This is a genomic window from Streptomyces sp. NPDC017676 (assembly GCF_044329325.1).
Lineage (GTDB): Bacteria > Actinomycetota > Actinomycetes > Streptomycetales > Streptomycetaceae > Streptomyces.
The window spans coordinates 156,355-180,565 of the sequence record NZ_JBIRJA010000006.1 but is presented as its reverse complement, the minus strand read 5'-3'; the positions used below and the strand labels follow the sequence as shown (position 1 = coordinate 180,565).

The following is a 24,211-nucleotide window of genomic DNA, read 5'->3' as shown; positions in this document are numbered from 1 at the left end:
CGCCTCCCAGATCTCTTGCTCGCGTCGATAGTCCGTTTTGGGTACCCCTTCTGGCGGTTATAAACAGTTTGATGTGATTAATGACTTCTTATCGATCCAGGGGGCACGGATGACGCGCTCACACTGCCCGCGGATCCTGGCCGCGCTCGCACGGTGGCTGCTGGGCACGGGCCTGGTCACATGGCGCTATCTGTGGGAGACGACGCCCCTGCATCGAGGCGGCGAGTGCCGGGGTGACGAGAGGGACCTTCCGCCGCCGCTGCCGGCCGAAGCGGTCGACAGCGGGGTGCAACGGGCCCAGGACGGTTGCGGCCCCCTGTTCCACCGCCACTTCCGGGTGCGCATCACCGGGGCCGACGTCGGACCCGACCGGCTCATCGAACGGGTCTGCTGCGACTTCAAGCGCTTCGTGCCTTCCGAGGTGGTGAACATCCGCACCGGTGAGCTCCGCGACCACGGTCTGGACGTCGGGGACGAACTGCTGGTGGAGATGCCAGGGCCGTGGAACGGGCCCGTCAAGGTCGTTCACCGCGACGTCGACCGTCTGCACCTGGTGACCCTGCGCGGTCACATGGAGGCCGGTCAGGTGCAGTTCCGCGCACGAGAGGAAGACGGCCTGCTGGTGTTCGAGATCGAGCTCTGGGCATGCCCCGGCAACCGCTTGGTGCACCTCCTGTACTCGCACCTGCGCCTGGCGAAGGAGATCCAGCTCAACATGTGGGTCCGCTTCTGCCTGGCCGCCGCCGCCATGTCGGGGGGCCGGCCGGTCGACGGCGTGCACATCTCCACCCGCCGGCTCGACCTGCCGGAAAGGGCGCCGGTACGCCCGCCGGCCCCTGCCGGGAGGAACTCTCCGGGCGGCGCGCCGGGCCCGGAGCCGTCGTCGGCGGAGGCATCCGGTGGGCCGGGCGCGAGCCGGGCCGCCCGGCGAAGGGACGACAGGTGAGGGCCGGCGCGCTCCAGGACCGGACCGTCGTGATCACCGGAGCGGCACGCGGGCTGGGCGCGGCGCTGGCGCGCGAACTGGCCCGGCGCGGGGCGCGCCTGGCGCTGCTCGGCCATGAGGGGCCTGAACTGGACGCCTTGGCGGCATCCCTGCCCACCGCGGCGCTGGCGGTCGAGGTCGACGTCACGGACCACTCCGCGCTGGACGATGCGGCAGCCCGGGTCCGCGGTCACCTCGGTCGGCCGTCGGTGGTCGTGGCGAACGCGGGAATCGCCCAAGGAGGCCCTTTCGCGACGTCGGACCCCGCCTCATGGCGCCGCGTCATCGACGTGAACCTGACCGGCAGCGCCCACACGGCCCGGGCGTTCCTGCCCGATCTGACGGCGACGGCGGGCTACTTCCTGCAGATGGCGTCGCTCGCGTCCCTCGGCGCCACCCCGATGATGAGCGCCTACTGCGCTTCCAAGACAGGTGCGGAAGCCTTCGCCCACTCCCTCCAGGCCGAGGTGGCGCACGAGGGGGTCGCGGTGGGCATCGCCTATCCCGCCTGGGCGGACACCGACATGATCCGCGAAGCCGAGGGCTTCACGGCCCTGCACCGACTGCGCGTGCGCATGCCCCCCGGCGTTCGGACCATTCATCCGGCCGACGTGGTCGCCGCCCGGCTGGCGCGCGCCGTCGAGCGCCGCCGTACCGCTGTCTATGTTCCGGCGTGGCTGCGTCTCGTCCAGCCCCTGCGCTGGGCCCTGCCGCCCGTGGTACTACGGCTGGCCCGCCACGATCTGCCCCGCTGGGACGCCGGGTGGCCGCTGCGTGCCACGGGCAGCCTGGGCGCCGGCGGGCGGGCCGACCGCGCCGCGGCCTCAGACGACGGGCGACCGGGCTGACCCGCCCCGCGTCGCGGTCTCCGCCGGGAACCCCCAGGCTGGAAGAGGGGGAGCAGACCGCCGACAAGGTGCCAAGGGAGAGGCGGCATGGCGAAGAAGAGCGAAGCGGGCAAGGCGTTGAAGAAGGGTGATCACGTCACCTGGCGCAGTCACGGGAGCCGGACCGAGGGCGAGGTGGAAAAGGAGATCACCGATCGGACCGAGGCCGCGGGCCGCACGGTGGACGCCTCGCCGGACGACCCGCAGTACCAGGTACGCAGCGCGAAGTCCGGCAGGACCGCGGTGCACAAGCCGTCCGCGCTGAAGAAGAAGTGAGCCGACGTGGACGACGACGAGCGTCAAGAGGTGCGCGAGGCGTTCCGTGAGCTGGTGAACATGACACCGGCGGGACTGGAGGAGTGGCTCGCCACCGACCGGTCACGCGATGCCGGACAGCACAAGGACGGAGGCGAATCCACCGGCCACGCCTCCGGCCGCCGGATCGTGGAGATCCTGCGGACGAAGAAGGGCGACCTCTCCGACGACGACTACCGCCACATGCGCAAGGTCGTCGGCTACATCCGCCGGCATCTGGCACAGCGGCCCTCCGGCGACGTACGCGCAACGAAATGGCGGCACTCCCTGATGAACTGGGGCCACGATCCGCTGGCGTGACGGCGACCCGCCGGACGGGACGGCGCAGCCCGACGCTCGCCCGGTACGACCGGCCGCCCTGGGCACGGCAGCAGTGCGCCTAGGCCGACTCGCGCACCACCAGCTCCGTACGGAGGATCACATGCCGCCACGCCACGGACGACTCCTCCAGCTCCTCCAGGAGCAGCCGCACCATGGCCCGCCCGATCTCCTCCAGCGGCTGCCGCACCGTGGTCAGCCGCGGCTCGGTCCGCTCGGCCAGCGGGAAGTCGTCGAAACCGATGACGGCGACGTCCTGCGGCACCCGGCGTCCCGCCGCGCGCAGCGCGTCGAGGGCGCCGGCGGCGGTGGTGTCCGAGGCGGCGAGCACACCGTCGATCTCCGGGTGCCGCTCGATCAGCCGGGCCATGGCGCGCCGGCCGCTCTCCGCGGTGAAATCGCCCTCCGCGACCCAGGACGGCGGGGCGTCCAGCCCGGCGTGGGCCAGGGCTTCGCGGTAGCCGCGCAGGCGGCAGCGGGTGACGTACATGTCGAGCGGCCCGGTGATCGTGGCGATCGTCCGCCGGCCCTTGTCCAGCAGATGGGTGACCGCGCTGCGGGCGCCGCCGACGTTGTCCGCGTCGACGTAGCTGACGTGCTCGTCGGCCGAACGGCGGCCCAGCAGGACGGTCGGCAGCCGGGCCTCGGCGAGCATGTCGGGCAGCGGATCGTCGGCGTGCACGGACATCACCAGCACCCCGTCGACCCGGCCGCCGCGTGCGTACTCCAGGAAGCGCTCCCGCTCGGTGTCCGAGCGGACCAGGGTCAGCAGCAACTGCATCCCCGTGTCGGTCAGGGCGTCGCCCAGCGAACGGACGATCTCGGAGAAGAACGGCTCCGCGAACTTCCGCCAGTCCGGCTCCGTCATGACGAGCGCGACCGCGTCGGCCCGTCGCCCGGCGAGGGAACGGGCCGCCAGATTGGGCACGTAGCCCAGTTCCGCGATGGCCTGCTGCACGGCCCGGCGTGTCGACTCCTTCACGCCCGCCGCGTTGTTGACGACGCGGGAGACCGTGCCCCGGCCCACTCCGGCGTGAGCGGCCACCTCCTCCAGCGTCGGCGAGCCAGGGCGCCGCTTGCCCATGACCACCTCCCCCAAGAGATCACCGATATTACGGGCCCGGCGACGGCGGGCCCACGGAAAGTTTCGAACGGGCTGCCGGGCGGGCGCCGTGACCGGTCGTCCCTTGCCGCGCCCGCCGCCCCATCCCGCGCTCCTCGGTGGCGCATATGTCATATTTCGGTTGATCCCGATTTCGGTAGATCCTGACGAAAGGTGCGTCATGAAGGTCGCAGTCATCGGCGGTACCGGGCTCATCGGGTCGCAGGTCGTCAGGAATCTGGAGGCCGCCGGGCACGAGGCGGTGCCGCACTCGCACTCCACCGGGGTCGACGTCATCAGCGGCGCGGGGCTGGACGCGGCCGTGGCGGGAGCCGATGTGGTGGTCAACACGACGAACTCCCCGACCTTCGACGCGGCCTCCCTGGCCTTCTTCCAGACCTCGATGGACAACCTTCTGGCCTCGGCCCGCAAGGGCGGCGTCGGCCACATCGTGATCCTCTCGATCGTCGGCGTGGACCAGGTGCCGGAGCTGGACTACTACCGGGCCAAGGTGCTCCAGGAGAACATCCTCGCGGCCGGTCCCGTCCCGTACTCGATCGTCCGGGCCACACAGTTCATGGAGTTCATGGACGACGTCCTGTCCTGGACCAGCGACGGCGACACCGTCCGGCTGCCCGCCACGCCGATCCAGCCGATCGCCGCCAAGGACGTGGCCGACGCGGTGGCGGAGGCCGCCATGGGCGCCCCGCTGAACGGCACGCGCAACATCGCCGGCCCCGAGGTCTTCACCCTGGACGAGCTGGGCCGCATGACCCTGTCCCGCAAGGGCGACAACCGCAGCGTCGTCACCGATCCCACCGCCGGGATGTTCGCCGTCGTCAAGGGAGACGTGCTCACCGACCCGCACGCCCGTCTCGCCCCCACCCGCTACGAGGACTGGCTCTCCTGACCCACCCCCGGTGCCGGACCTGGACGTCAGATGCCCAGGACGTCCAGGAGGGCCGAAGGGTCCGGTTCCGGGGCACCCTCCAGTCGCTGCTCCGCCCAGATGACCTTGCCCCTCGCCGCGTAGCGCGTACCCCACATGTCCGCGAACTGGGACACCAGGAACAGACCGCGGCCCCCCTCGTCGGTGCCGGCCGCGCGCCGCAGCCGCGGTGAGGTGTTGCTGCCGTCCGCCACCTCGCACACCAGGGTGCGGCCCAGCAGCAGCCTCACCCGTACCGGCGGAGCGCCGTAGCGGATCGCGTTGGTCAGCAGTTCGCTGAGGATCAGCTCCGTGCCGAACGCCGTCTCCTCCAGCCCCCAGTCGGCGAGCCGCCGGCTCGCCTCGCCGCGCACCCGGGGCACGGCCTCCGCGTCGAAGGGGACGTCCCAGGTCGCGACGCACGCCGGGTCGTGCAGCCGGGTCCGGGCGACCAGCAGCGCCACGTCGTCACTGGGATGCCCGGGCAGCATCGTCTCCACGAGGGCGCGGCAGGTCTCCTCCGGTGTCCGGTCCGCGTCGGCGATGGCCGAGGACAGCAGCGCCAGGCCCTCGTCGACGTCCCGTCCACGGTTCTCGATCAGCCCGTCGGTGAACAGCACGAGACGGCTGCCCTCGGGCAGCTCCAGCTCCCCGGCCTCGAAGGGATGACCGCCCACCCCCAGCGGCGGCGACAGCGGGAGGTCGGGGAAGGACACCCTGCCCTGCGGATCCACCACGGCGGGTGCCAGGTGCCCGGCGCGGGAGAGGGTGCAGTGCCCGCCGACCGGGTCGTAGATGGCGTAGAGGCAGGTGGCACCGGTCAGCGGTACCTGGTCGTCGTCGGCGGCGGTCGCGCTCTGCGTGTCCAGCCGGGTCACCATCTCGTCCAGATGTCCGAGCAGTTCGTCCGGCGCCAGGTCCAGCGAGGAGAAGTTCAGCACGGCCGTGCGCAACCGCCCCATGGTGACCGCGGCCTGGAGCCCGTGTCCCACGATGTCCCCGACGACCAGCGCCACCCGGAAGCCCGGCAGCGGGATGACGTCGAACCAGTCGCCGCCCACGCCGGACTCCGCCGGCAGATAACGCGAGGCGATCTCCAGCGCGTCCTGGTCCGGCAGGCCCAGCGGCAGCAGGTTGCGTTGCAGCGTCACGGCGAGCGCGTGCTCACGGGAGTACCGGCGCGCGTTGTCGATGGCGACGGCGGCGCGGGCCACCAGCTCCTCGGCCACGGCGACGTCCTCCTCCTCGAACCCGGGGGAGCCCGCACCACGCCAGAAGTTGACCATGCCGAGGACCACTCCGCGCGCCCGGAGCGGCACCGTGATCAGCGAGTGGATGCCGTAGTCCAGCGCCCGCCGCGCCCCCTCGGGGTCCTGCGCCCGCCAGTCCCCGGCGGAGTGCAGGTCCGGGACCAGGACCGCCTTGCCCCGGCGCAGCGCCGCCGCCATCGGCGTGTCGGCCACCATCAACCGGATCACCTCGCCCACCGCCTGCAAGGGGTGACCGCCCTGTGCGGCCCGCAGCGCGGTACGGCGCATCTCGCGGACCGCGCTCGTGGGCTCCTCACCGCGCAGCACGGAGTCGAGGAGTTCCACGGTGACGAAGTCGGCCATGCGGGGGACTGCCACCTCGGTCAACTCCTCCGCCGTACGCCGTACGTCGAGTGTCGTGCCGATCCGCACGCCCGCCTCGTACAGGAACGAGAGCCGGCTCCGTGCCACCTCGGCCTGCCCGGAGAGCGCCCTCAGCTCCGTGGTGTCACGGAAGGTGGCGACCAGTCCCTGGGCGCCGCCGTACGGGGCGGTGGGCCGGGTGTTCACCGCCAGCAGCCGGTTCCCGGCCGGGACGACCTCGTCGGAGGCCGTCTCACCCGACAGCAGCAGCCGCGCCAGACCCGGCCCCAGCCCCAGCTCCCGCACATGCCGCTGGTCGGCGTCCCCGGGCAGGCCCAGCAGCCGGCGTGCCTCGTCGTTGGCCAGCACCACGCACCCGTCGCCGCCGACGATCAGCACGCCCTCGCGCACCGCGTGCAGCACGGCGTCGTGGTGCTCGTACATCCGGGTCATCTCGGCCGGCCCGAGACCGTGGGTCTGCCGCAGCAGCCGGCGGCTGACCAGCGCCGTGCCCCCGGTCGCCAGCAGCAGCGCCCCCGCCGCCATGCCGAGCAGCATCGGCAGCTGCTGGTTCAGCACCTGGCCGACGTTGCTGTACTTGATCCCGGCGGTGACGATGCCGACCACGCGCCTGCCGGGGTCCGTCACCGGTACGACCGCCCGCACGGCGTCGCCGGGCCGGCCGTGGAACGTCTCGGTGTACATCTCGCCCATGGCGGCCCGGCCGACGCCCTCGGCCTCCGTGCCGATCAGGGTGGGATCGGTGTCGGTGATCCGGACTCCGCGCCGGTCGAGGACGCTGACGAAGTCGACGCCGGAACCCTTCTGCACCTGCTCCGTCGCCGGCTGCAACCGGGCCGCCGGGTCCGGCGACCGCAGCGCGTCCGCCGTTCCGGGTGCGTGCGCGAACGCCTCGGCCACGGCCAGGGAACGGTCCTCGGCGGTGCGCTGGGCGTCGTACCGGCCCTGCACCACCAGGGCGGCGGCTCCCGCCGCGACCAGCACCAGCATGATCAGCGCCTGTAGCACGAACACCTGCGCGGCGAGCGTGCGGACGCTCAGGGACGGCGAAAGACGGCGTCTGCGTGGCGGCCAGAGCCCACGGCCACGGGCCGGACCGGAAGCCCCCCGTGAGCCGGGCGGCGGCGCCGCGCTCGCCCATGGCCAGCGGGAACGTCCGCTCATCTCCCTTTTCTAGCACTGCGCCCGCATGCTAGGCGACCGGTGTGCCCGCCGATGGGTGGGGGCGGGCACATACGGTGCCGGGGTGGGCGGATGGCCGGGTGTGTGTGCCTGGGCGGCCTGGGCGGACGCCTGGCCTGTGGGGGTGGTCGCCGGGGAACGGGTGTCGGGTGGGCGGATGGCTGTGTCTGTGTGTCGGGGGGTGGCTATTGCGACGGGTGTGGTCGTCGATGGATGCGGTGGGCGCGTGCCGAGCCGAGGTGGGCGGACGCCTGGCCTGTGGGGTGGTCGCCGGCGCATGGCGTGTCGGATCGGCGGACGGCTGGGCCTGTGTGTCGGGGCGGCCGGTACTCCGCCCGGTGTGGACCTCGATGGATGAGAGGGGCGCGTGCCCGGCCGAGTCGGCGGACGCCCGGCCTGTGGGGTGGTCGCCGATGCGTGCGGGCGGGGCAGGGGGCGTGTCACGGGCGGCGCGGGGATCGAGGGCCGGGCGGCCCGTGCCCTGCCGGGTCTCGCCGGCCAGGCTCGTGGGCACCCCGGGCCGAGCGTCGGGCGCGCCGCCCGTCGGCCGGGGACCGTCATCCGGCGCGTGTCACGAAACGGCGGGTCACGGCCAGGGCGGCGGCCATGATGCTCAGCTGAGGGTTCACCTCCGGACAGCTCGGCAGGACGGAACCGTCGGCGATCAGTACGCCGTGTACACCGCGCAACCACCCCTCCGGGTCGGTCGGCGACCACTCGGGGTCGGCGCCGGCCGCCGCCGTACCGGTGGGGTGGAACGCGGAGAGGTGCAGGTGGCGCGCGCTGACCGTGTCGAGCAGGGCCTCCAGCTCGGCAGGGGTGCGGGCGCGCGGGGCCCGGGGGACGCCCGTCAGCACCTCCTCGGCGCCGGCGGCGAACAGCAGACGCCCCATGGCCCGTTGGGCCCGCAGCAGCCGGCCGGCGTCACGCGCCGCGAGGCGGTAGCACGGCAGCGGGCGGTCACGGCCGAGGACACGGCCCGACGGGCGGTCGGCGATCATGGCGCCGAGCGTCGCCAGCCGGTCCGCCTGTTCGAGTTCCCGCCGCAGCTCACGGCCGATCCCCGGCGGCACGAAGGAACTCATGCCCGGCGGCGCCGCGGTCGCCTCGATCAGGATGCCGTCGGCCCGCAGGTGCTCCACGCCGACGCTCTGCAGGACGCCCTGCCAGGCGGTGACCGGACGGCCGAAGCGGCCCGCGACGCTGATGGCGGGGTGCACGCTGAGGTTGCGGCCGAGCCGCGGGTGCCCGCCCAGGCCGGAGCGGCGCAGCAGCGGCGGGGTGTGGAGGGCACCGGCGGCGACCACGACCAAGGGGCTGAGGATCTCCAGTTCGCTGCCGTCCGGACGGCGGGCGAGCACCCCGGCGGCCCGTGGACCGCCCGGCCCGTCGCGGTCGGTGAGGATCCGCCGTACCCGAGCGCCCGTCACAATGCGCGTGCCGGCCGCGCACGCCTCGGGAAGCACGGACAGCTGGACGCTCTGCTTGGCGCCGGTGGGGCAGCCGACGACACACTGGCAGGAGCCCCGGCAGCCGGGGGCGTTGCGCCGCAGGGGTGCGGCGGTCCAGCCGAGTTCCCGGGCCCCGGCCAGGGCGAGCCGCCCGTTGGCGCCGAGGACGTCCAGCGGCTGCGGTGCCACCCGCAGAACGCGTTCGACCTCGTCCAGGCACGCGGCGAAGCCCTCGGCGGCTGCGAACCCGTACCGGCTGAGCCAGCGGGAGACCACGTGTTCCGGTGTCCGGTAGCACGTGCCCGAGTTGACGACGGTCGTACCGCCGACCGCACGGCCCACGGGCAGCACCAGCGGGGGACTCCCCACGGCGACGGTCGCGCCGCCGTCCCGGTACAGGCTCGTGAAGCGGTCGAGCGGCGCCCGACGGCCGAACGACGCGGTGGAGTGGTGCTCGCCCTCCTCGACGACGACCACGCGCATCCCGGCGGCGGCGAGCGTCCGCGCGGCCATCGCGCCACCCGCCCCCGATCCCACGACGACCGCGTCGGCGGTGGACCGCGTGGGCCATCCGGAGGAGGGCGTGCAGTCGAGCGGGGGGTCCGCGGGCGGGGGCCCGGACGACGTGGTCGGCGAGGGAGTGGGGCTCGGGGGCACGGGATGCGAAGGCATGGGGTCCGAGGGTGCGGATCCCGGGGGCTTCGACTCCGGGCGGGCGGATCCTGGGGGCGTGAGCCCTGTGGGCGTGGGGCCCGAGGGCGCGGGCTCCGGGGATGCGGACCCCGAGGGCGCGGGCTCCGGGGATGCGGACCCCGAGGGCGCGGGCTCCGGGGATGCGGACCCCGAGGGTGTGGGGTCCGGGCGTGCGGATCCCGGGGGCGCGGGCTCCGGGGATGCGGACCCCGAGGGTGTGGGGTCCGGGCGTGCGGATCCCGGGGGCGTGGGTTCCGAGGGCGTGGGTCCTGAAGGTGTGGGGCCCCAGGGCGAGGACTCCAGGGGTGCGGCCTCCGAGGGCGTGCCGTCGAGCGGCGGACGCTCCGGCGCGGACACCGAAGGGGCTGGACCGTCGTGCAGCATGCGTTCGGTGCCGGCGGCCAGCAGGACCGGTACCTTGAGCGCGTCAAGCAGCGGCAGCAGGGCCGGGCGCGCGGCGAGCGACGTCATGACGTGCTCTCGTTCCTCCGTGCCGAGTGCGGACAGCCGCCTGCCGGTAAGGGCGACGGCGTACGCGTCGATCGCCACGGCGGCGCCGCGCACCGCCGCGCGTGTCGGGGCCGGCATGACGTCGAGCAGGGCCGCGACGCGCCGGGGCACGGCCCTGGTCCACTCGGCCGTGCCGTCGTCGGCGAGAACCGCGGCCACGAGTCCCGTCAGGGCCGGGGGATTCGTGCTCATCGGCCCCCGACCTCCGCGTGCGCGGTGCCCGACAGCCGCCAAGCCGCCTCCGGCCGCCACCGGCCCCACCAGCGCTCCACGCGCACGTCCGCGTCCGCCCGCTCGCTGTTGCGGCACACGGCGGCGGAACCGTCCGGGTCGGTGTAGCCGAGGGCGAGCGTCCCCTCCGGCGGCTGGGTCACCGTCACCCGGATGCGCCGCAGGCCCGCACGGCCCTCGACCCGCCAGCGCGGCAGGCCGATGTCCGCGCGGAACCGGCCGATGCCCGCCCAGCCCACGGCGGTCCGCTCCACCCGCCGGGGCCAGGTGCGGCCGTTGCGGTACAGGCGGAGGAACACCAGAGGGGGCAGCCGGTCGAGCCCGCGCCGCGTCGACACTGCGGCGACGATCTCCAGGACGTCACCGCCCCCCAGGTCGGCGTGGAGCCAGGCCCAGCGGCGGGCGTTGCCGTGCCCGAAGATACGCGCGCTCGCGCCGGGAGCGTCCGTGAGCCGCAGCTCGCGGGTCCCGTGGCGGACGGTTCCCGTGTAGCGGGCAGTGGTGGCGGGCAGCAGGTGCGTGGCCGGCAGCCAGGGACGCCGCCAGGACCAGCGCGGAAACGTGTGCAGCGGCGGGCCCTGGAACTCCTCGGAGAGCGTCCAGGTGAACGACCCCGCCGAACCGGTCAGCCGACCGGGCGTGACACCGACGCCCCCGGCGACGAAGCCGTCGGCCAGACCGGTCGGGGTGCCGGTCCGGTCGGGCCAGCCGTCGGTCGGGGCGCCAGTCAGATTGGTCCAGCCGTCGGTCGGGGCGCCAGCCAGATCGGGCCAGCCGTGGGTCGGGGTGCCGGTCCGGTCGGGCCAGCCGTCGGTCGGGGTGCCGGTCCGGTCGGGCCAGCCGTCGGTCCGGTCGGTGGAGCCGTCGGTGTCCGTGCGGCCCCCTCGGCCGCCCTCCCGCCCCGCCCACGACACCGGCCCGAACCGCCCCGCCCACGGCACCGGTCCGAACCGGGCGTGTTCCACCGGGCCCTCCTCGGGGAACACGGCGATCCAGCCGTGCGCGTAGGCGGGCGCGCCGTCGCGTGGGGCGACGAGTTCGTGGTGCAGCCAGACACCGGTGCCGGTCGCCGGATCGGTCAGGGTCGTGTACCAGACCTCCGTCCGCCCCGGCGTGCCGTCCCAGCGCGGCGCGAGATACCGGCCGTCGGCGGACCCGGCCGCCCGCGGGAAGCGGAACCCGGCGAGGAAGGGCAGCAGACCGGTGGCGATCGGGAAGCGCAGGGTGCCCTCGCCGACGCGTGCGCCGTCCTCGTAGAGCGTGTACGGCAGGACGGTCATCGAGGACAGGGGACGCCTGAACGACACCGACTTCCAGCCGTCCAGCAGCAGCCGCCGGCCCCCCAGGTCGAAGCCGAGCCGGTAGCGGATCCGGCGGCGCGCCAGCGGCGAGATCTCCAACTCGCCCTCGGCGGAGGGGTCGTCGGCGCGTCCCGCTATCCGGATGCGTCCCGTCAGCCGCGCCCGGATGGTGCGGTGGGGCAGCATCAGGCTGTCCGCACGGGCCAGCAGGTCCAGCCGTACGGGGCGGTCGCCGCCGTCGCCGGCCAGGCGGACCCGGCCCAGCATCGTCTCCCGGAACACCGTTCCGCGCGGGGTCACGAGGCGTCCCCCCGGTGCCCGCCGGAGCGCGCGAGCCCTTCGAGCATGATGCGCTCCGTCGCCGACAGGTAGTGCCCGGCGGCGGCGCGTGCCGCGTCGGGGTCGCCGGCCGCCACGGCCTCGACGACCGGTGCCAGGCGGTCGTGCGCGGCCCGGGCGTCCTCGAACGGCCCGGCCAGCGCGGCGCGCACCGGCAGGTACGCGTTGAACAGGGTGTTGGTCAGCAGCACGTAGACGCGGTTGCCCGTGGCCCGGGCGAGCGCCCGGTGCACCTCGGCGTCCGCGAGCTGCGCCGGTTCGCCGCCGTCCGCTTCGGCGACGGCCGCCAGCAGCCGGCGCAGTGCGGTGATGTCGGCCGCCGTGGAGCGGACCGCGGCGCGCTCGGCGATCAACGCACCGATACTGCGGCGGACCTCGAAGATCTCACCGATCCAGTCGGGGCTGTGGCGCACGAGCATGGGCAGCAGATCGGCTCCGCCCAGGCGCAGGAAGTCCCGTACGCGCGTCCCCACCCCGTGGCGGGTCTCCAGCAGACCGGACTGCACCAGCCGGCCGAAGGCGTGTTTGAGGGTGGTGCGGGTGACCCCGAACCCGTCGGCCAGTTCGCGTTCCGGCGGCAGATGGCTCCCGGCCGGGTGACGCCCGGCGAGGATGTCCTCGCGCAGCCTCCTCTCCAGTACGTCGACGATCGTCTCGCGTGGCAGTGCTTCCACTCCGGCCTCCGGCGACACAGGGGTTCCGCGGTGAGATGGTTCACTGGTTCAGTGGCTGAGCCACTGAACCAGTGCGTGCCCAGGGAGTCAATGCCCATGACTCAATGCCCGTGACGGAACATGCCGTTGAGTGGAGCAATCACGGCGCGTCGCGGGGCCGCGCACCAGGCTGGACGCCTTGTCGAGTTCCTGTGACAGGAGTCCGTGTGCGAAGACCACGTATGCCGAAGCCTGGACATACCGGTCGGGAGCCGGAGGGCGGAGCCGGTGCGCGGACGCAACTGTCGGCCCCTCCGGCATGGATGCGATGGCTACCGGTCCTGTACGTCGCGGCCCTTCTGCTGCTGGAGCCCGTGACGCCCGTGGAGTGGCCGGTGAGCTTCGTGCTGATCGCCCTGCCGCTCGTGGCCGCCTTCGCCCACGGCCCGGTCGCCGTCGGCGGCGCCACCGTGTTCGCCGTCGTCCTGGAAGGAGTGCTGGCCGGTACCCCCTGCTGCGCGGGCCGTGAGGTCGGCTACCTGTGGGACCGCCACTACGTGGCCGCCTACATCTGCACCGGCCTGGTCGGCGTCCTCGGCATGAGCCTGGCCGCGCACCGCGTCCGCCGCGAGCGCACACTGGCCGACGTGCGCTTCGTGGCCGACATCGCCCAGCGGGTCCTGCTCCGACCGGTTCCGCACCGGATCGGCAGCCTCCACCTGGAGAGCCTCTACCGGTCCGCCGCCGCGGAGGCACGCATCGGCGGCGACCTGTACGAGGCCGTCCCCACCCGGTACGGCGTCCGGCTGCTCATCGGCGACGTCCGGGGCAAGGGGCTGCTCGCGGTGGAGACCGCCGCGGCCCTGCTCGGCGCGTTCCGCGAGGCGGCGCACGACGAACCCGCGCTGCCCGCCCTGACCGACCGGGTGGAGACGAGCATGAACCGCAGGGCCGTGCTGCTGGGCGGCGGCGAGGTGGGCGAACGGTTCGTCACCGCGGTCTTCGCCGAGATCCCCCTCGGGGAGCCGCTGATCCGCGTCGTCAACTGCGGCCATCCACCCCCGGTCCGCATCCGCTCCGGCGAGGTGTGCGAACTCGACCGGGGGCGGTCGGCGCCGCCGCTGAACCTGGGGATGCTGCTGGGGGAGCCGTACCACGTGGACGCATACTCCTTCCGGCCCGGTGACCAGCTCCTGCTGTACACGGACGGCATCACGGAGACGCGTGACGCGGCCGGCTCCTTCTACCCCCTGCTCCAGCGCCTGCGTTCCTGGAGCTCCCTGCCGCCCCGGGAGCTCCTGGAACGGCTCCACCAGGACCTGCTGGACTACAGCGGCGACCGGCTCCAGGACGACATCGCGGCGCTGGCCGTCCGCCTCCCGGCCGACCAGCCTTCCGTGCCGGTCGCGCCACCGCCCGGCTGAGCACGGTGCGCGGCGCCCCGGGCCGCCACCGGATCAGAAGGCCGTGTGCGCGAACCAGCGATCGAGGACCGTGCGGTCTCCCGAGACGTCGAAGACCGGCTCCTGGTACGAGCGCCGCCCGTACAGCAGCAGCAGAAGATCCGCCGCCTCCCCGCGCACCGCCACCGTCTCCGGCTCGGACCCGGCGTCCCCACCGGTCGGCGGCAGCAGCCGGAAGCCGTCCGCGTCGAGCCGTACCCGCCACCGCTCACCGGCCGCGCCACCGGGGCCCGTGCAGAGGAACGCGACGGTCTCGCCGTCGCCGCGCAGCTTCGTCACACCGGGAGCGAAGAGCCCCGCGTAGGGCAGGTTGACGAGGAACTCGTCCACGCCGTCCGCCGCCAGTACGGGGTCGAGGTCCGGCTCCCGGCCGACGGCGCGCTCCGCGTCCACCCGGTGCACCAGCGTCTCGCAGAGCATCCGGCGGGCCCAGAACCGGGCGTGCCGGTCCTCGCCCCAGGCCCACATCGCCGCGCCGGGATCCGTGTCCCGCAGTACGGCCGCCACCCCGGGGACCCCGGATGCGACCCAGTCGGCGTAGTCCCGGGGGTCGGCCGGCAACCCCAGTTCCACCTCACGGCTGCGCGGAGGCTCCTGCACGCGCTGGGTCAGCAGCGTGGCGAACCAGCGCTGCAACGTCCCCACGTGCCGGGCGAGATCGGCCAGCGTCCAGTCGGGACAGGAGGGGACGGCGCTCGCCGGGTCGGCGCCGCGCACCGCCTCGGCGAACCGGCGGGTCTCCCGCTCGATCGCCTCACGGTAGGTGTCGTACGGCAGGGGATGCCCCGCCCCGCTCGTCGTTGCCATCTGCTGCCGCCGTTCTGCCCTGGCACGGATGCCGGCCTTCTCGTCGCGATCAGTGTGGAGGCTGGAGCCCGCTCGAAGGCAAATCGACGCGGTGGGGTGGCGCACCGCCGCCCCACCCGTAGCGCGGTCAGGAAACGCGGGCCACCGCCGCGTAGATCCCGCTCCCCTCCGGCACCGTGTCCGTACCCGACACGCCCCACTCCGTGGCGGTCACCAGGCCGGGCGGCACGAGGTCCAGGCCGTCGAAGAAGCGCTCCACCTCCGGGCGCGACCGGAAACCGAGCTTGATGCCGCCCTTGGCGTACTCGGCCGTGACCTGCGCGGCGAGTTCCGGATAGAGGTCGGACGCGGCGTGCGACAGCACCAGGTGACTGCCCGGCGGAAGCGTGGCGACCAGGTTCCGGACGATTCCGTGGGCGTCCTGCTCGTCGGTGACGAAGTGCATCAGCGCGATCAGCGACAGCGCGATCGGCCGGTCGAAGTCCAGGATCCGGCGGGCGTGACGGACGATGGAGTCCGGCTCCCGCACATCGGCCTGGATGTAGTCGGTGACGCCTTCGTCGCTGCTGATCAGCAGCGCCTCGGCATGGCGCAGGACGATCGGGTCGTTGTCGGTGTAGACGACCTTCGCCGTCGGCACGATCTCCTGGACGATCTGGTGGAGATTGGGCTGCGTGGGGATGCCCGTACCGATGTCCAGGAACTGGTCGATCCCCTGCCCGGCGAGCCAGGCGGCGGCCCGGTGCATGAACTGGCGGTTCTGTCGTGCCGCGTCCCGCGCCTCGGCAGGCAGCCGCTCTCCCACGGCCTCGTCGACCGGGTAGTTGTCCTTGCCGCCCAACAGCCAGTCGTAGACCCGCGCGGGATGCGCCTTACTGGTGTCGATCTCCAGGGGCGGCGGTGAATCGGTCGTCATAGCAGCTCCGTTGCGCGGGTGAGCGGTTCAGGCCATGTGTTCGATCATCCTACTCGCGCTCCGCACGTGCCTCGCGCCGCGCGCGGAAGGGGAGTTGAGCAGAGCCGGCCCCGACCTCCGGCCCCGCCGCGACACCGAACCGCAGAACCCCCGCTCGCCGGGGCCAGGTCGGCGACACGGCCCGACAGGGCCGCGCTCCGCGTGACCGGCGTGCCCGCGGCCGGATGCGGCGACGAGTGCCGCCCCGATGCGGTGTCCGCGGCCGCGCGGCGGACATGGCATCGGGGCGGCATACCGCCGAGGCGGTGGGACCGGGGTGCCGAGTGATCAGGGCTGGGCGGTCAGTTGGAAGCTCTGGGCGGTGGATCCGTCACATGTCCGCTGGGTGAGCTGGACGCTGTCGGCGGCCGTGCCGGACGCGGTCAGGCACTTTCCGCTGTGCCGGGCGGTGAAGTGGTACCGCCCGGCGGCCTCCTTCACCGGCAGCCACTGCTGGTTGGTGCCACCGCCGTAGGACCACAGCTGCAAGGGCGCGTTGTCGGCTGTGGAACGGTCGACGACGTCGATGACCTGCTGCGGATTGCCGCGGGCGGCGATGCGCGTGTAGCCGCTGTCGGTGGAGCGGAACTGGAACTGCTGTGCCGTGGTGGAGTTGCAGGTGTACTGCTGGACGACTGTCCCGTTGGCCGTGGCGGCGGCACGGGCGTCGACACACGTTCCGTTCCCGGCGTTGCGCAGCGTGTACCAGGCGGTCTCGGAGATGCCGTCCGTGGGGGGCTGGGACGACGCCGCTCCGCCCAGCCACTTCAGCCCGTCCAGGAGGAACTGGTTCTGCGTGGCGCTGGCGAAGGTGGACGACAGGGCCGTGTTGGTGTCGTAGTTCATCGCGTTGTGGCCGAAGTTCGCGTACAGCATCTTGTACTTGGTGTTCGTCCACAGGATCGGGTAGTACCCGCTGTACCAGGTCTGGTTGGGGTCGGTGCCGAGCGGGAAGCTGCTGGGGTCGACGGAGGCCAGGATCTTGATGTCGGGGTTCTGGCGCAGGTCGTTGGACCAGCTGTACCACTCGCTCACCGACGAGGTGAAGGTGGCGGGCAGGTTCCGGGTCGAGGGGTGCGTACGGTCCTCCACGCGCAGGACGGCCGTGGTCGGTCCCCAGGTGTTCGAGCGGAAGTTCCCGCTGCCCAGGAACTGGTTGTGGTACCACGGCCAGCTCTGCGCATCGGTGGTGAAGGCCGAGACGTGGAAGCCCATCCAGGCGCCGCCGCTCCGCATGTACTGCTCGAAGCCCGCTCGTTGGGCGGCCGACTGGGGCAGGTCGTCGAGGAAGAGGACCACCTGGTAGTTGTTGACACCGCCGTTCGCGAGGAGGTCCCAGTTGTTACTGGCGGTGTAGGTGAAGCCGTTCGCGGCTGCCTGCTGGGGGAACCACTGGTTGGCTTCGCGGACGAAGCTGATGTGTGCCGCATCCCATGTGCCGTTGTACAGCGCCAGTACGCGGAACGGCTCGGCGGCTGCCGCGGCCTGCGCGGGTGGCTGCGCTGTCAGGCTGACCAGCGCCGCGAGGAGAAATGCCAGCCACATGGGGATGCGTGCCGCGCCGGATCTCACCTGTTGCATCCGATGCTCCCTTCTCGGCCGGGCCCGGGAGGGGGGCCAGGCATGAACGAAGGCGTTCATGAACGTGAGTGCTGGTCGTATGCGTAGATGCTGCTGGCCGGTGAACCTAAAGGTCTGGACCAGACCCGTCAAGAGTCGATGACAAGAAAGTCCCCGGGGGACCTGCTGCGTTGAGCACTTGTAGCCGACGGAACTGGGTAGGCTGCGGCAACTCCACCAGCCGGGAGGCCAAGTGACGGATCGTGAGAATCGTGCGGAGTCGGTCGAGTCGATGGAGCAGCTCGCCGTGGTCTGGCGCGCCATGGTGCTCGACCGTGACGCGGACGCCGATGTGCGGGACCTCCCGGGTATCGCCGTCCGCTGGGCGGACTGCCGGTTCCCCTTCTGGAACTGCGTCACCTTGACGGAGACCGACGCGGACACGGCCCTGGTCGAGGAACGCCTGGGCCAGGCGGCGGACATCATGCGGGCGAAGCGGCACCCGGGGTTCCTGTGGCTCTTCGAGGACCTCCTCGACGACGAGGCCCGTGCGGTCGTACGGACCGCCGCCGAGGAGGCGGGCCTTGAGTACGCCTTCCCCGGCACCGGAATGGCCGGCGACCTCCTCCCCGTCCCCGAACCGTCCCACCCGGAGCTGACGTTCGTACGCGTGACCACAGAGGAACACCTGCGGGCGTACGCGGACCTGAACTCACGCGCCTACGGCTTCCCGCTGGAGGACGGCCGCGACGGACTCCTCGGCTCGGTGCTGTGGACGAACCAGGTGCATGCCTACCTGGGGCTGCGGGACGGCGTCCCGGTGGCATGCGCCGCAACCGTCGAGGCGGAGGGCCGCCTGTTCGTCGTGCTGGTCGCCACCTCGCCCGACTGGCAGCGCAGGGGCTACGGGGAGGCGGTGACGCGCAAGGCCCTGTACGAGGGCTCCCGGGTCACCGGCCTGACCCGCGCCACACTGCACGCGACCGTGGCGGGAGCGCCCGTGTATCCCCGCATCGGCTTCAAGCCGAACTCGCCGATCCACTTCTACACGCTGAAGCAGTGACCGCCCCCCGCCGGGTGATTGCGGTCCTGTGCGTCGAGGGTCGTGCCGATGCCGGCCGGCCCGGCGCGGGCGGTGCGGTCGGTGTTCGCCAAGGCCGCGGGGAATGGTGCCGGTCCGGTCGGTCACGTACGTCGCCGGCGGCGGAGCGCGATGTGCGCCGCGCTCGTCACGGGGGCCGGGCCGCCGGCCGTGGCGGACCTCGGCCGGCCGACGACCCGCGGCGGGAGGAGAGGTGCCACCTCTTCCGTCGGCTCGGGGCAGAACCGGGCGCGCGTCCGGATCCGTGACCCGGATGGCGTACCGAGGAAATGATTCGGCGGGTGACATCGGGAGGCAGGAGGCGTAACGGGCCGCCGCGGTCCGTGAGCATGGGTGCGTGCCTGACCGGGCGGCCCCGCCGCCCCGGCGGTACGGCTTGTTCCCTCCCGCACCCCCACAAGGAGTTCGTCGTGCGTGTCCGTCGTCAGCTCACCAGTGCCCTCGGTTCCCTCGCCCTCGCGTTCGCCTTCCTCGGCGCCGGCACCGCCACCGCGACCCCGGCGGCCGCCGATCCGTGCGGCTTCTACGAGACCGGCTCCGACGCCTACTACAACCACTGCACCTCCGACGGATCCCACGTGGTGATCAAGGTCGAGGTGGGCTTGGCGCCCGACTACGAGCGCTGTGTCGCCCCGGGCAGGACCTGGCTGGGCTCCGCAACCAAGATCCAGGGCGCCCACTACGTCGGCCGCACCTGCTGACCCCGGCGCGTCACCGCGGCCCAGTGTTCTCCGAGTGCACCGGAATTTTCCCGTGAGTGCACTCTTGCGCGGGTGCCGGCCGACCTGTCGGAGCAAGGACGGCAGCCGTTTTGTGCGCTCGGGGACCCGGGGCGGTGCGCTGTGAGGCAAACAACCGGCGTTTCCCCGCCCCGGCGGGGCCGCCGACGCCTCCCCACCCGTCCCTGCCGCGTCCAACGGGCAGCTCCCGCGGCCTCCGGCGAGGTCTTCCGCACCTTGTTGAACATTTGAACCTCCCCTTTCACGGCTTGTAGAAAGGCCCGGTCAGAGGGAGGGAGACGCCATGGCCGAGCGACGACTGCGAGTCCGGGTGGGCAGCGACGCGCTGCAGGAACTGATCGAGGAACTCGCCGAACGGCTCCAGCGGTCCGTGGTCATCGACGACCCCCTGGTCCGGCTGATCTGCTCCAGCCAGCACTTCGGCGACGAGGACCCGGTCCGCATACGCAGCCTGCTGCGCGGCCGGGCCGACGACGTCGCCATCCGGTACGTCCTCGACCAGGGCGTGGCCCGCTGGACCCAGCCGGGGTTCATCCCGGCCTGCGACGACCTCGGGCTGCTCACCCGCTACTGCGTTCCGCTGCGCGAGCGCGGCGAACTGCTCGGCCTGCTGATGGTCGTCGCGCAGGAGGGAACGCTCACCCGCGAGGAGACCGACACTGTCGCGCAGGCGGTGCCCGCGATCAGCGCCCAGCTCCGCGCGGACCAACTGGCCGCCTCCGCCGACGAGGTGGACCTGCAGGAAACACTGGACTCCCTCTTCGGCACCGGTGAGACGGCCCGCGCCGCGGCGCGTCGGCAGATCCTGGACGGCGGCGTTCTGCCCGACGCCCCGCACGCGGTGGTGAGCGTCGTCCAGGTCTCCCGCTCGGTGGAGCCGCCGGGACAGGTCGAGATCGCGCTGCGCGCGTCCCTGGAGAAGTTTCTGCGCACTCGCTCGGCGGACGGCGTCATGGCCGCCACGCCGGACGGCGCGGTCCTCCTCCAGGTCTCGGCCCGGCCGTTGACGGCACAAGAACTGGGGGACCAGGCCATGGCCGTCCGGGAGGCCCTCGCCGCCTACCTGGAAGCCTCGGCCGCCCCCGTGCTCGGCATCGGCGGCACCCACGACGGCCTCGCCGACGCCTGGACCTCGCACGCGCAGGCGCGGGTCGCGGCCCGTGCCGCGCGCCGCCTGCCCCACCTCAAGGGCGTCGGCGCATGGGAGTCGCTGGGCGAACTCGCCGTACTCCTCCAAGTACCCGACCACGCCCTCACCCCGTCACTGCTGCCCACACCGCTGCGCCGGCTGCTGGGCAGCCCCGGCGGCCAGCGCCTGGAGGAGACGCTGCGGTGCTTCCTCGAACACGCCGGATCGATCCCGCGCACGGCCGAGGCCCTGCAGATCCACCGCACCTCGCTGTACTACCGGCTGCGTCAGATCCAGGAGATCACCGGCCTCGACCTGGACAGCGGCGGTGACCGGCTGGTCCTGCACCTGGGCCTGCGCGCCCTCGAACTGCTCCAGGCGCGGAGCGACGTCCAGCCCGCCGTCTGACCGGGTCACCGCCCGGTGCGCGGGAGCGCGGGGGGGCACCGGTGCCGGGCGGAACCGGGCCCGCCCTACAGAGTGACGAAATGCGCGCCGGCCGATCACTACGCGGCGCCGGGGTGTTGTACCAGCCCCCTACAGAATGACGAAGATTTCGCCGGCCGATCACTACGGAGCGCGGTGGTGCGCGAGGTGTCGGGTGGCACAGAATTCCGTATGCGGGAGCCGTGCCGAGGCCCGGTCCGTGAAACAAATCCGTAACTCGCCACCGCGGAGCACGCCGTGACGGTGGAGTTCGAGAAGGAGTCGACGTGGGGGCCGTGAACCAGCTGACGACCGGCGACGGAGTGCGCCTGGTGTACCGGGACAGCGGGGGAGAGGGATTCCCTCTGGTCATGCTGCACGGCTGGGGCCAGACGCAGGAGATGTTCCGTCATCAGGTGCGGGGACTTTCCCCCGCGCACCGTGTCATCACCCTGGATTTCCGGGGACACGGGGTGTCCGACAAGCCGTACCACGGTTATCGCATCGCTCGTTTCGCCGCCGATGTGCTGGAGCTCGTCGACCACTTGGGGCTCGACCGGTTCGATGCCCTGGGCTGGTCGATGGGGGCCTCGGTGTGGTGGAGCTTCGTCGACCAGTACGGCACCGGTCGTATCCGGCGCTTCGTCGCCGTGGACCAGCCCGCGGCCGTCGCCGCGGTGCCGTGGATGTCGGACGAGGAGCAACGGCAGTCGGGTGCCATCTTCGATGTCGCCGGTCTGGTCGCGCTCGGCGCGGAGCTTGCCGGTCCGGACGGTGAACAGGCGCGGTACGAGTTCGTCCGCGGCATGTTCTCCGGCGATCCCGACCCCGCCATCCTCTCGTTCGTGGCCGAGCAGATCAGGTCCACCCCCGCGCACGCGGGGGTGCCGCTGCTCTTCGACCACTGTGCCCAGGACTGGCGGGACGTGCTGCCCCGTGTCGATGTTCCGGCGCTGGTCATCGGATGCGACGGCAGCCATGTCCACCCGCGGTCGCAGCAGTTCGTCGCCCAGCGGATCCCGGGCGCGCGGCTCCATGTCTTCCCCACCACGGTGGCCAATTCGCACTTTCCCTTCCTGGAGAATCCGCCGGCCTTCAACGACGTCGTCGGCGCATTCCTCTCCGAGCAGCCGGATCCGGTGGATCACACCGACGTGAACGTCTGAGCCCCGGCTTTCTCTGTGAAGAACTGAACATGAAAAGGAAACGACGGGAGCCCGATGTGACCCGGTCGATCACCCCTGCCCTGCCCGAAACCCCCGAGAACGAGCCGTCCACCACGGCCCCGGGAAATGATTCAGGCCCTTTCATCAACCTGCCCTGGCCGACCGCCGGCGACGACGAACACCTGTACCTGGCCGTCAACGTCTCCGACGAGACAGTGTCTTTCCCGCACGATTCCCTTCTGTGGCTGGAGCCCGGTGACATCGTCATCGGCGGCGCCTTCCGCCCCGACCTCCTTTCCCGCCGCGAGAACCTGGCCCTCTTCCGTATCCCCCTGTGCCTGCTGGACGCGTCGGCGGCCGACCTGCACGAGGTCTCGCACACCCACCTCAGTGGGAGGAGCGGTCTGACCTCGCTGGTCTCGCAGTTCCTGACCGCACTCGCCAGAACGCCGCGCCACCAGCGCCTGACCGGCGGCCGACGCCTCGCCCTGAACACGGCCGACCTCGTGGCCCTCCTCGTCGGCGACGTCCTCCAGACGCGCGGACGGCGCTCCGCCCCGGGCGCCCACGAGATGCTGACGCGGATCCAACAGCACATCCAGGACAACCTCATGGACCCGGACCTCGCGCCCGAGTCGATCGCCCGGGCCCACCACATCTCGGTGCGCTACCTGCACAAGCTCTTCCAGTCCGGCGGCACCACCGTGAGCGCCTGGATACGGCAGCGCAGACTCGACGCCTGCCGCGCCGAACTGCGCGGGCGGCACCGCACCGTGGCCGCCGTGGCCAACAGCTGGGGCTTCGCCAGCCCCTCCCACTTCAGCCGCCTCTTCCGGCAGACCTACGGCATCACCCCCAAGGAGTGGCAGGCCGCCGCCTCCTCCGACGTCTGAGCCGCCCACCCGCCGGCGCCAGACGCATCCGCCGGCCCGTCCGCCGGCATCTCCCGCCGCCGCAACCCCATCCCGCCACTGCCCATGAGGCCACCCATGCGAAGCCGTCGAGGCCGCCGGGCACGCAAGCGCCCGCCCCCCTGACCGGCCACCCCTCGCCGACACACCCGTGCACCGGGAAGGAACCCCGCCATGCCCCCCACCCCCACCGTCGTCCTGGTCCACGGAGCGTTCGCCGACACGGCGGTCTGGTTCGGCGTCGTCGCCGAGCTGCACAGCCACGGCATCCCGGTCGTCGCCCCACCGAACCCGCTGCGCGGCCTCGCGGCGGATGCCGCGCGCATCGCGTCGGTGGCCGCGCAGATCGACGGCCCCGTCGTCCTGGTCGGGCACGCCTACGGCGGGGCGGTGATCACCGTGGCGGGCACCGCCGACAACGTCATCGCCCTGGTCTACGTCGCCGCCCATGTGCTGGAGGAGGGGGAGAGCCCCGGCGAACTCCAGGGCCGATTTCCCGCCAACGGACCGGCGGGCGACCTCCAGCGGTGGAGCTACCCGGTCCCCGGTGGCGGTGAGGGCGTCGAGGTCACCCTCGGCGTGGAGGCGTTCGCGACGGTGTTCGCCCCCGATGTCTCGGCCCCGGTCGCCAAGGTGCTCGCCTCGTGTCAACCTCCGCTGGCCCTGGCCGCGTTCGAGGAGAAGGCCACGGCCGCCGCGTGGCGGACCAAACCGTCGTGGGCCCTGGTGGCCGGCGCGGACCGGGTGATCGCCCCGGACGTGGAGCGCTTCGGTGCCGCGCGGGCCGGGTCGACCGTGGTCGAGATCGACGGTGCCTCGCACGCCGTCACCCTCTCGCAGCCCACGGCCGTGGCCCGGCTCATCCGCGACGCCGTCCACGCGGTGAGCTCACCCGCACGCATCCGCCCACAGGGCCCCCACACACCCCCCGCATGAGACCGCAGCCGAAAGGAAGGACCAGCCGATGACGACGCAGCTCAAGCCGCTTCTGCGGACGTGGGAATGGCAGGCCGAGGCCGCCTGCCGGGGCATGGACAGCTCCGTGTTCTTCTCACCGCCCGGTGAGCGGGGCTCCGCACGGCGCCGGCGTGAGCAGAGGGCACAGGAGATCTGCCGGCACTGCCCGGTGCGCCTCCCGTGCGCGGGCTTCGCCGCGGCGTCCGACCAGCGGTACGGCGTGTGGGGCGGCCGCACGGAGGCCGAACGCCGCGCCACCCCCTCGACCCCGGCCGCCCCGAACCCCTGAACCACCCAGCCTCGGGCGTGGGGCGTCAGCATCATGGAGGCCGCGGTCCGTGTCCCCTCCCGGGCCGCGCCGCGGAGGCAGCGGGAGCGGGCAGGTCCGCGGTGAGCCCGACCGGTGCCGGGAGCGGTCCCGGTGGGCCGGGGTGCCCGAGGGGGCCCGGGCTCCCCGGCCCTGGGT

At 72.8% G+C, this 24,211-nt stretch carries 21 protein-coding genes; 13 read left to right on the top strand and 8 right to left on the bottom strand.

Annotated features, from left to right (window positions below; all coding sequences use genetic code 11):
* Positions 1-109: 109 nt before the first annotated feature.
* From ACH4LD_RS15245 to ACH4LD_RS15230, 4 genes are all read left to right on the top strand, one after another.
* Complete coding sequence (locus ACH4LD_RS15245) at positions 110-946, top strand: DUF1990 domain-containing protein (RefSeq protein ID WP_398055169.1); 837 nt, start codon at positions 110-112, stop codon at positions 944-946.
* Positions 943-1,833, top strand: coding sequence for an SDR family oxidoreductase (locus ACH4LD_RS15240; protein ID WP_398055168.1), 891 nt, complete (start codon positions 943-945; stop codon positions 1,831-1,833). Before ACH4LD_RS15245 ends, ACH4LD_RS15240 begins: the two co-directional genes overlap by 4 nt.
* An 87-nt stretch (positions 1,834-1,920) precedes the next feature.
* Entirely contained in the window at positions 1,921-2,148 is a 228-nt protein-coding gene (locus ACH4LD_RS15235) for a DUF2945 domain-containing protein (RefSeq protein ID WP_398055167.1), read from the top strand.
* A gap of 6 nt (positions 2,149-2,154) precedes the next feature.
* A complete protein-coding gene (locus ACH4LD_RS15230; protein ID WP_132784418.1) occupies positions 2,155-2,487 on the top strand; it encodes a DUF3140 domain-containing protein in 333 nt (110 codons plus the stop codon).
* Positions 2,488-2,566: 79 nt separating this feature from the next.
* On the opposite strand, the gene ACH4LD_RS15225 is transcribed toward ACH4LD_RS15230, so the two are convergent.
* Positions 2,567-3,589, bottom strand: coding sequence for a LacI family DNA-binding transcriptional regulator (locus ACH4LD_RS15225; RefSeq protein ID WP_132784417.1), 1,023 nt, complete (start codon positions 3,587-3,589; stop codon positions 2,567-2,569).
* Between the two features lie 199 nt (positions 3,590-3,788).
* On the opposite strand from ACH4LD_RS15225, the gene ACH4LD_RS15220 reads away from it, so the two are divergent.
* Positions 3,789-4,517 carry an SDR family oxidoreductase gene (locus tag ACH4LD_RS15220; RefSeq protein ID WP_132784416.1) on the top strand — a complete coding sequence of 243 codons (729 nt, stop codon included), beginning with the start codon at positions 3,789-3,791 and terminating at the stop codon, positions 4,515-4,517.
* Between the two features lie 26 nt (positions 4,518-4,543).
* Here ACH4LD_RS15220 and ACH4LD_RS15215 read toward each other — a convergent pair whose 3' ends face one another.
* From ACH4LD_RS15215 to ACH4LD_RS15200, 4 genes are all read right to left on the bottom strand, one after another.
* Positions 4,544-7,177 (bottom strand): SpoIIE family protein phosphatase, encoded by a 2,634-nt coding sequence (locus ACH4LD_RS15215; RefSeq protein ID WP_398055349.1) that lies wholly within the window; start codon positions 7,175-7,177, stop codon positions 4,544-4,546.
* Between the two features lie 731 nt (positions 7,178-7,908).
* Positions 7,909-9,474: a GMC family oxidoreductase N-terminal domain-containing protein gene (locus tag ACH4LD_RS15210; protein ID WP_398055166.1), complete on the bottom strand. Its 1,566-nt coding sequence runs from the start codon at positions 9,472-9,474 to the stop codon at positions 7,909-7,911.
* Positions 9,475-10,193: 719 nt separating this feature from the next.
* Positions 10,194-11,804: a hypothetical protein gene (locus ACH4LD_RS15205; protein ID WP_398055348.1), complete on the bottom strand. Its 1,611-nt coding sequence runs from the start codon at positions 11,802-11,804 to the stop codon at positions 10,194-10,196.
* Between the two features lie 29 nt (positions 11,805-11,833).
* Positions 11,834-12,550, bottom strand: coding sequence for a FadR/GntR family transcriptional regulator (locus tag ACH4LD_RS15200; RefSeq protein WP_398055165.1), 717 nt, complete (start codon positions 12,548-12,550; stop codon positions 11,834-11,836).
* 302 nt (positions 12,551-12,852) lie between these two features.
* On the opposite strand from ACH4LD_RS15200, the gene ACH4LD_RS15195 reads away from it, so the two are divergent.
* Positions 12,853-13,953, top strand: coding sequence for a PP2C family protein-serine/threonine phosphatase (locus ACH4LD_RS15195; RefSeq protein ID WP_398055164.1), 1,101 nt, complete (start codon positions 12,853-12,855; stop codon positions 13,951-13,953).
* A gap of 33 nt (positions 13,954-13,986) precedes the next feature.
* Here ACH4LD_RS15195 and ACH4LD_RS15190 read toward each other — a convergent pair whose 3' ends face one another.
* The 3 genes from ACH4LD_RS15190 to ACH4LD_RS15180 all read right to left on the bottom strand — a co-directional run bounded on the left by ACH4LD_RS15190 (position 13,987) and on the right by ACH4LD_RS15180 (position 17,335).
* Positions 13,987-14,799, bottom strand: coding sequence for a maleylpyruvate isomerase family mycothiol-dependent enzyme (locus tag ACH4LD_RS15190; RefSeq protein ID WP_398055163.1), 813 nt, complete (start codon positions 14,797-14,799; stop codon positions 13,987-13,989).
* A 127-nt stretch (positions 14,800-14,926) separates the two neighbouring features.
* Positions 14,927-15,715, bottom strand: a complete 789-nt coding sequence (locus ACH4LD_RS15185) for an SAM-dependent methyltransferase (RefSeq protein WP_398055162.1) — start codon at positions 15,713-15,715, stop codon at positions 14,927-14,929.
* A gap of 327 nt (positions 15,716-16,042) precedes the next feature.
* Positions 16,043-17,335 carry a ThuA domain-containing protein gene (locus tag ACH4LD_RS15180; RefSeq protein ID WP_132784410.1) on the bottom strand — a complete coding sequence of 431 codons (1,293 nt, stop codon included), beginning with the start codon at positions 17,333-17,335 and terminating at the stop codon, positions 16,043-16,045.
* A 271-nt stretch (positions 17,336-17,606) separates the two neighbouring features.
* Between ACH4LD_RS15180 and ACH4LD_RS15175 the strand changes: the two genes are divergently transcribed.
* The 7 genes from ACH4LD_RS15175 to ACH4LD_RS15145 all read left to right on the top strand — a co-directional run bounded on the left by ACH4LD_RS15175 (position 17,607) and on the right by ACH4LD_RS15145 (position 24,034).
* Positions 17,607-18,377: a GNAT family N-acetyltransferase gene (locus tag ACH4LD_RS15175; protein ID WP_398055347.1), complete on the top strand. Its 771-nt coding sequence runs from the start codon at positions 17,607-17,609 to the stop codon at positions 18,375-18,377.
* Between the two features lie 449 nt (positions 18,378-18,826).
* Positions 18,827-19,117 carry a DUF6355 family natural product biosynthesis protein gene (locus tag ACH4LD_RS15170; RefSeq protein ID WP_132784408.1) on the top strand — a complete coding sequence of 97 codons (291 nt, stop codon included), beginning with the start codon at positions 18,827-18,829 and terminating at the stop codon, positions 19,115-19,117.
* Positions 19,118-19,439: 322 nt separating this feature from the next.
* The gene (locus tag ACH4LD_RS15165; RefSeq protein ID WP_398055161.1) at positions 19,440-20,693 is read left to right on the top strand and encodes a PucR family transcriptional regulator; all 1,254 of its coding nucleotides are present in this window, start codon (positions 19,440-19,442) and stop codon (positions 20,691-20,693) included.
* A gap of 314 nt (positions 20,694-21,007) precedes the next feature.
* A complete protein-coding gene (locus ACH4LD_RS15160) occupies positions 21,008-21,877 on the top strand; it encodes an alpha/beta fold hydrolase (protein ID WP_398055160.1) in 870 nt (289 codons plus the stop codon).
* A 29-nt stretch (positions 21,878-21,906) separates the two neighbouring features.
* The gene (locus ACH4LD_RS15155) at positions 21,907-22,770 is read left to right on the top strand and encodes a helix-turn-helix transcriptional regulator (protein WP_398106176.1); all 864 of its coding nucleotides are present in this window, start codon (positions 21,907-21,909) and stop codon (positions 22,768-22,770) included.
* A gap of 192 nt (positions 22,771-22,962) precedes the next feature.
* Complete coding sequence (locus ACH4LD_RS15150) at positions 22,963-23,724, top strand: alpha/beta fold hydrolase (protein ID WP_398055158.1); 762 nt, start codon at positions 22,963-22,965, stop codon at positions 23,722-23,724.
* 28 nt (positions 23,725-23,752) lie between these two features.
* Positions 23,753-24,034, top strand: a complete 282-nt coding sequence (locus tag ACH4LD_RS15145; RefSeq protein ID WP_398055157.1) for a WhiB family transcriptional regulator — start codon at positions 23,753-23,755, stop codon at positions 24,032-24,034.
* Positions 24,035-24,211 lie beyond the last annotated feature (177 nt).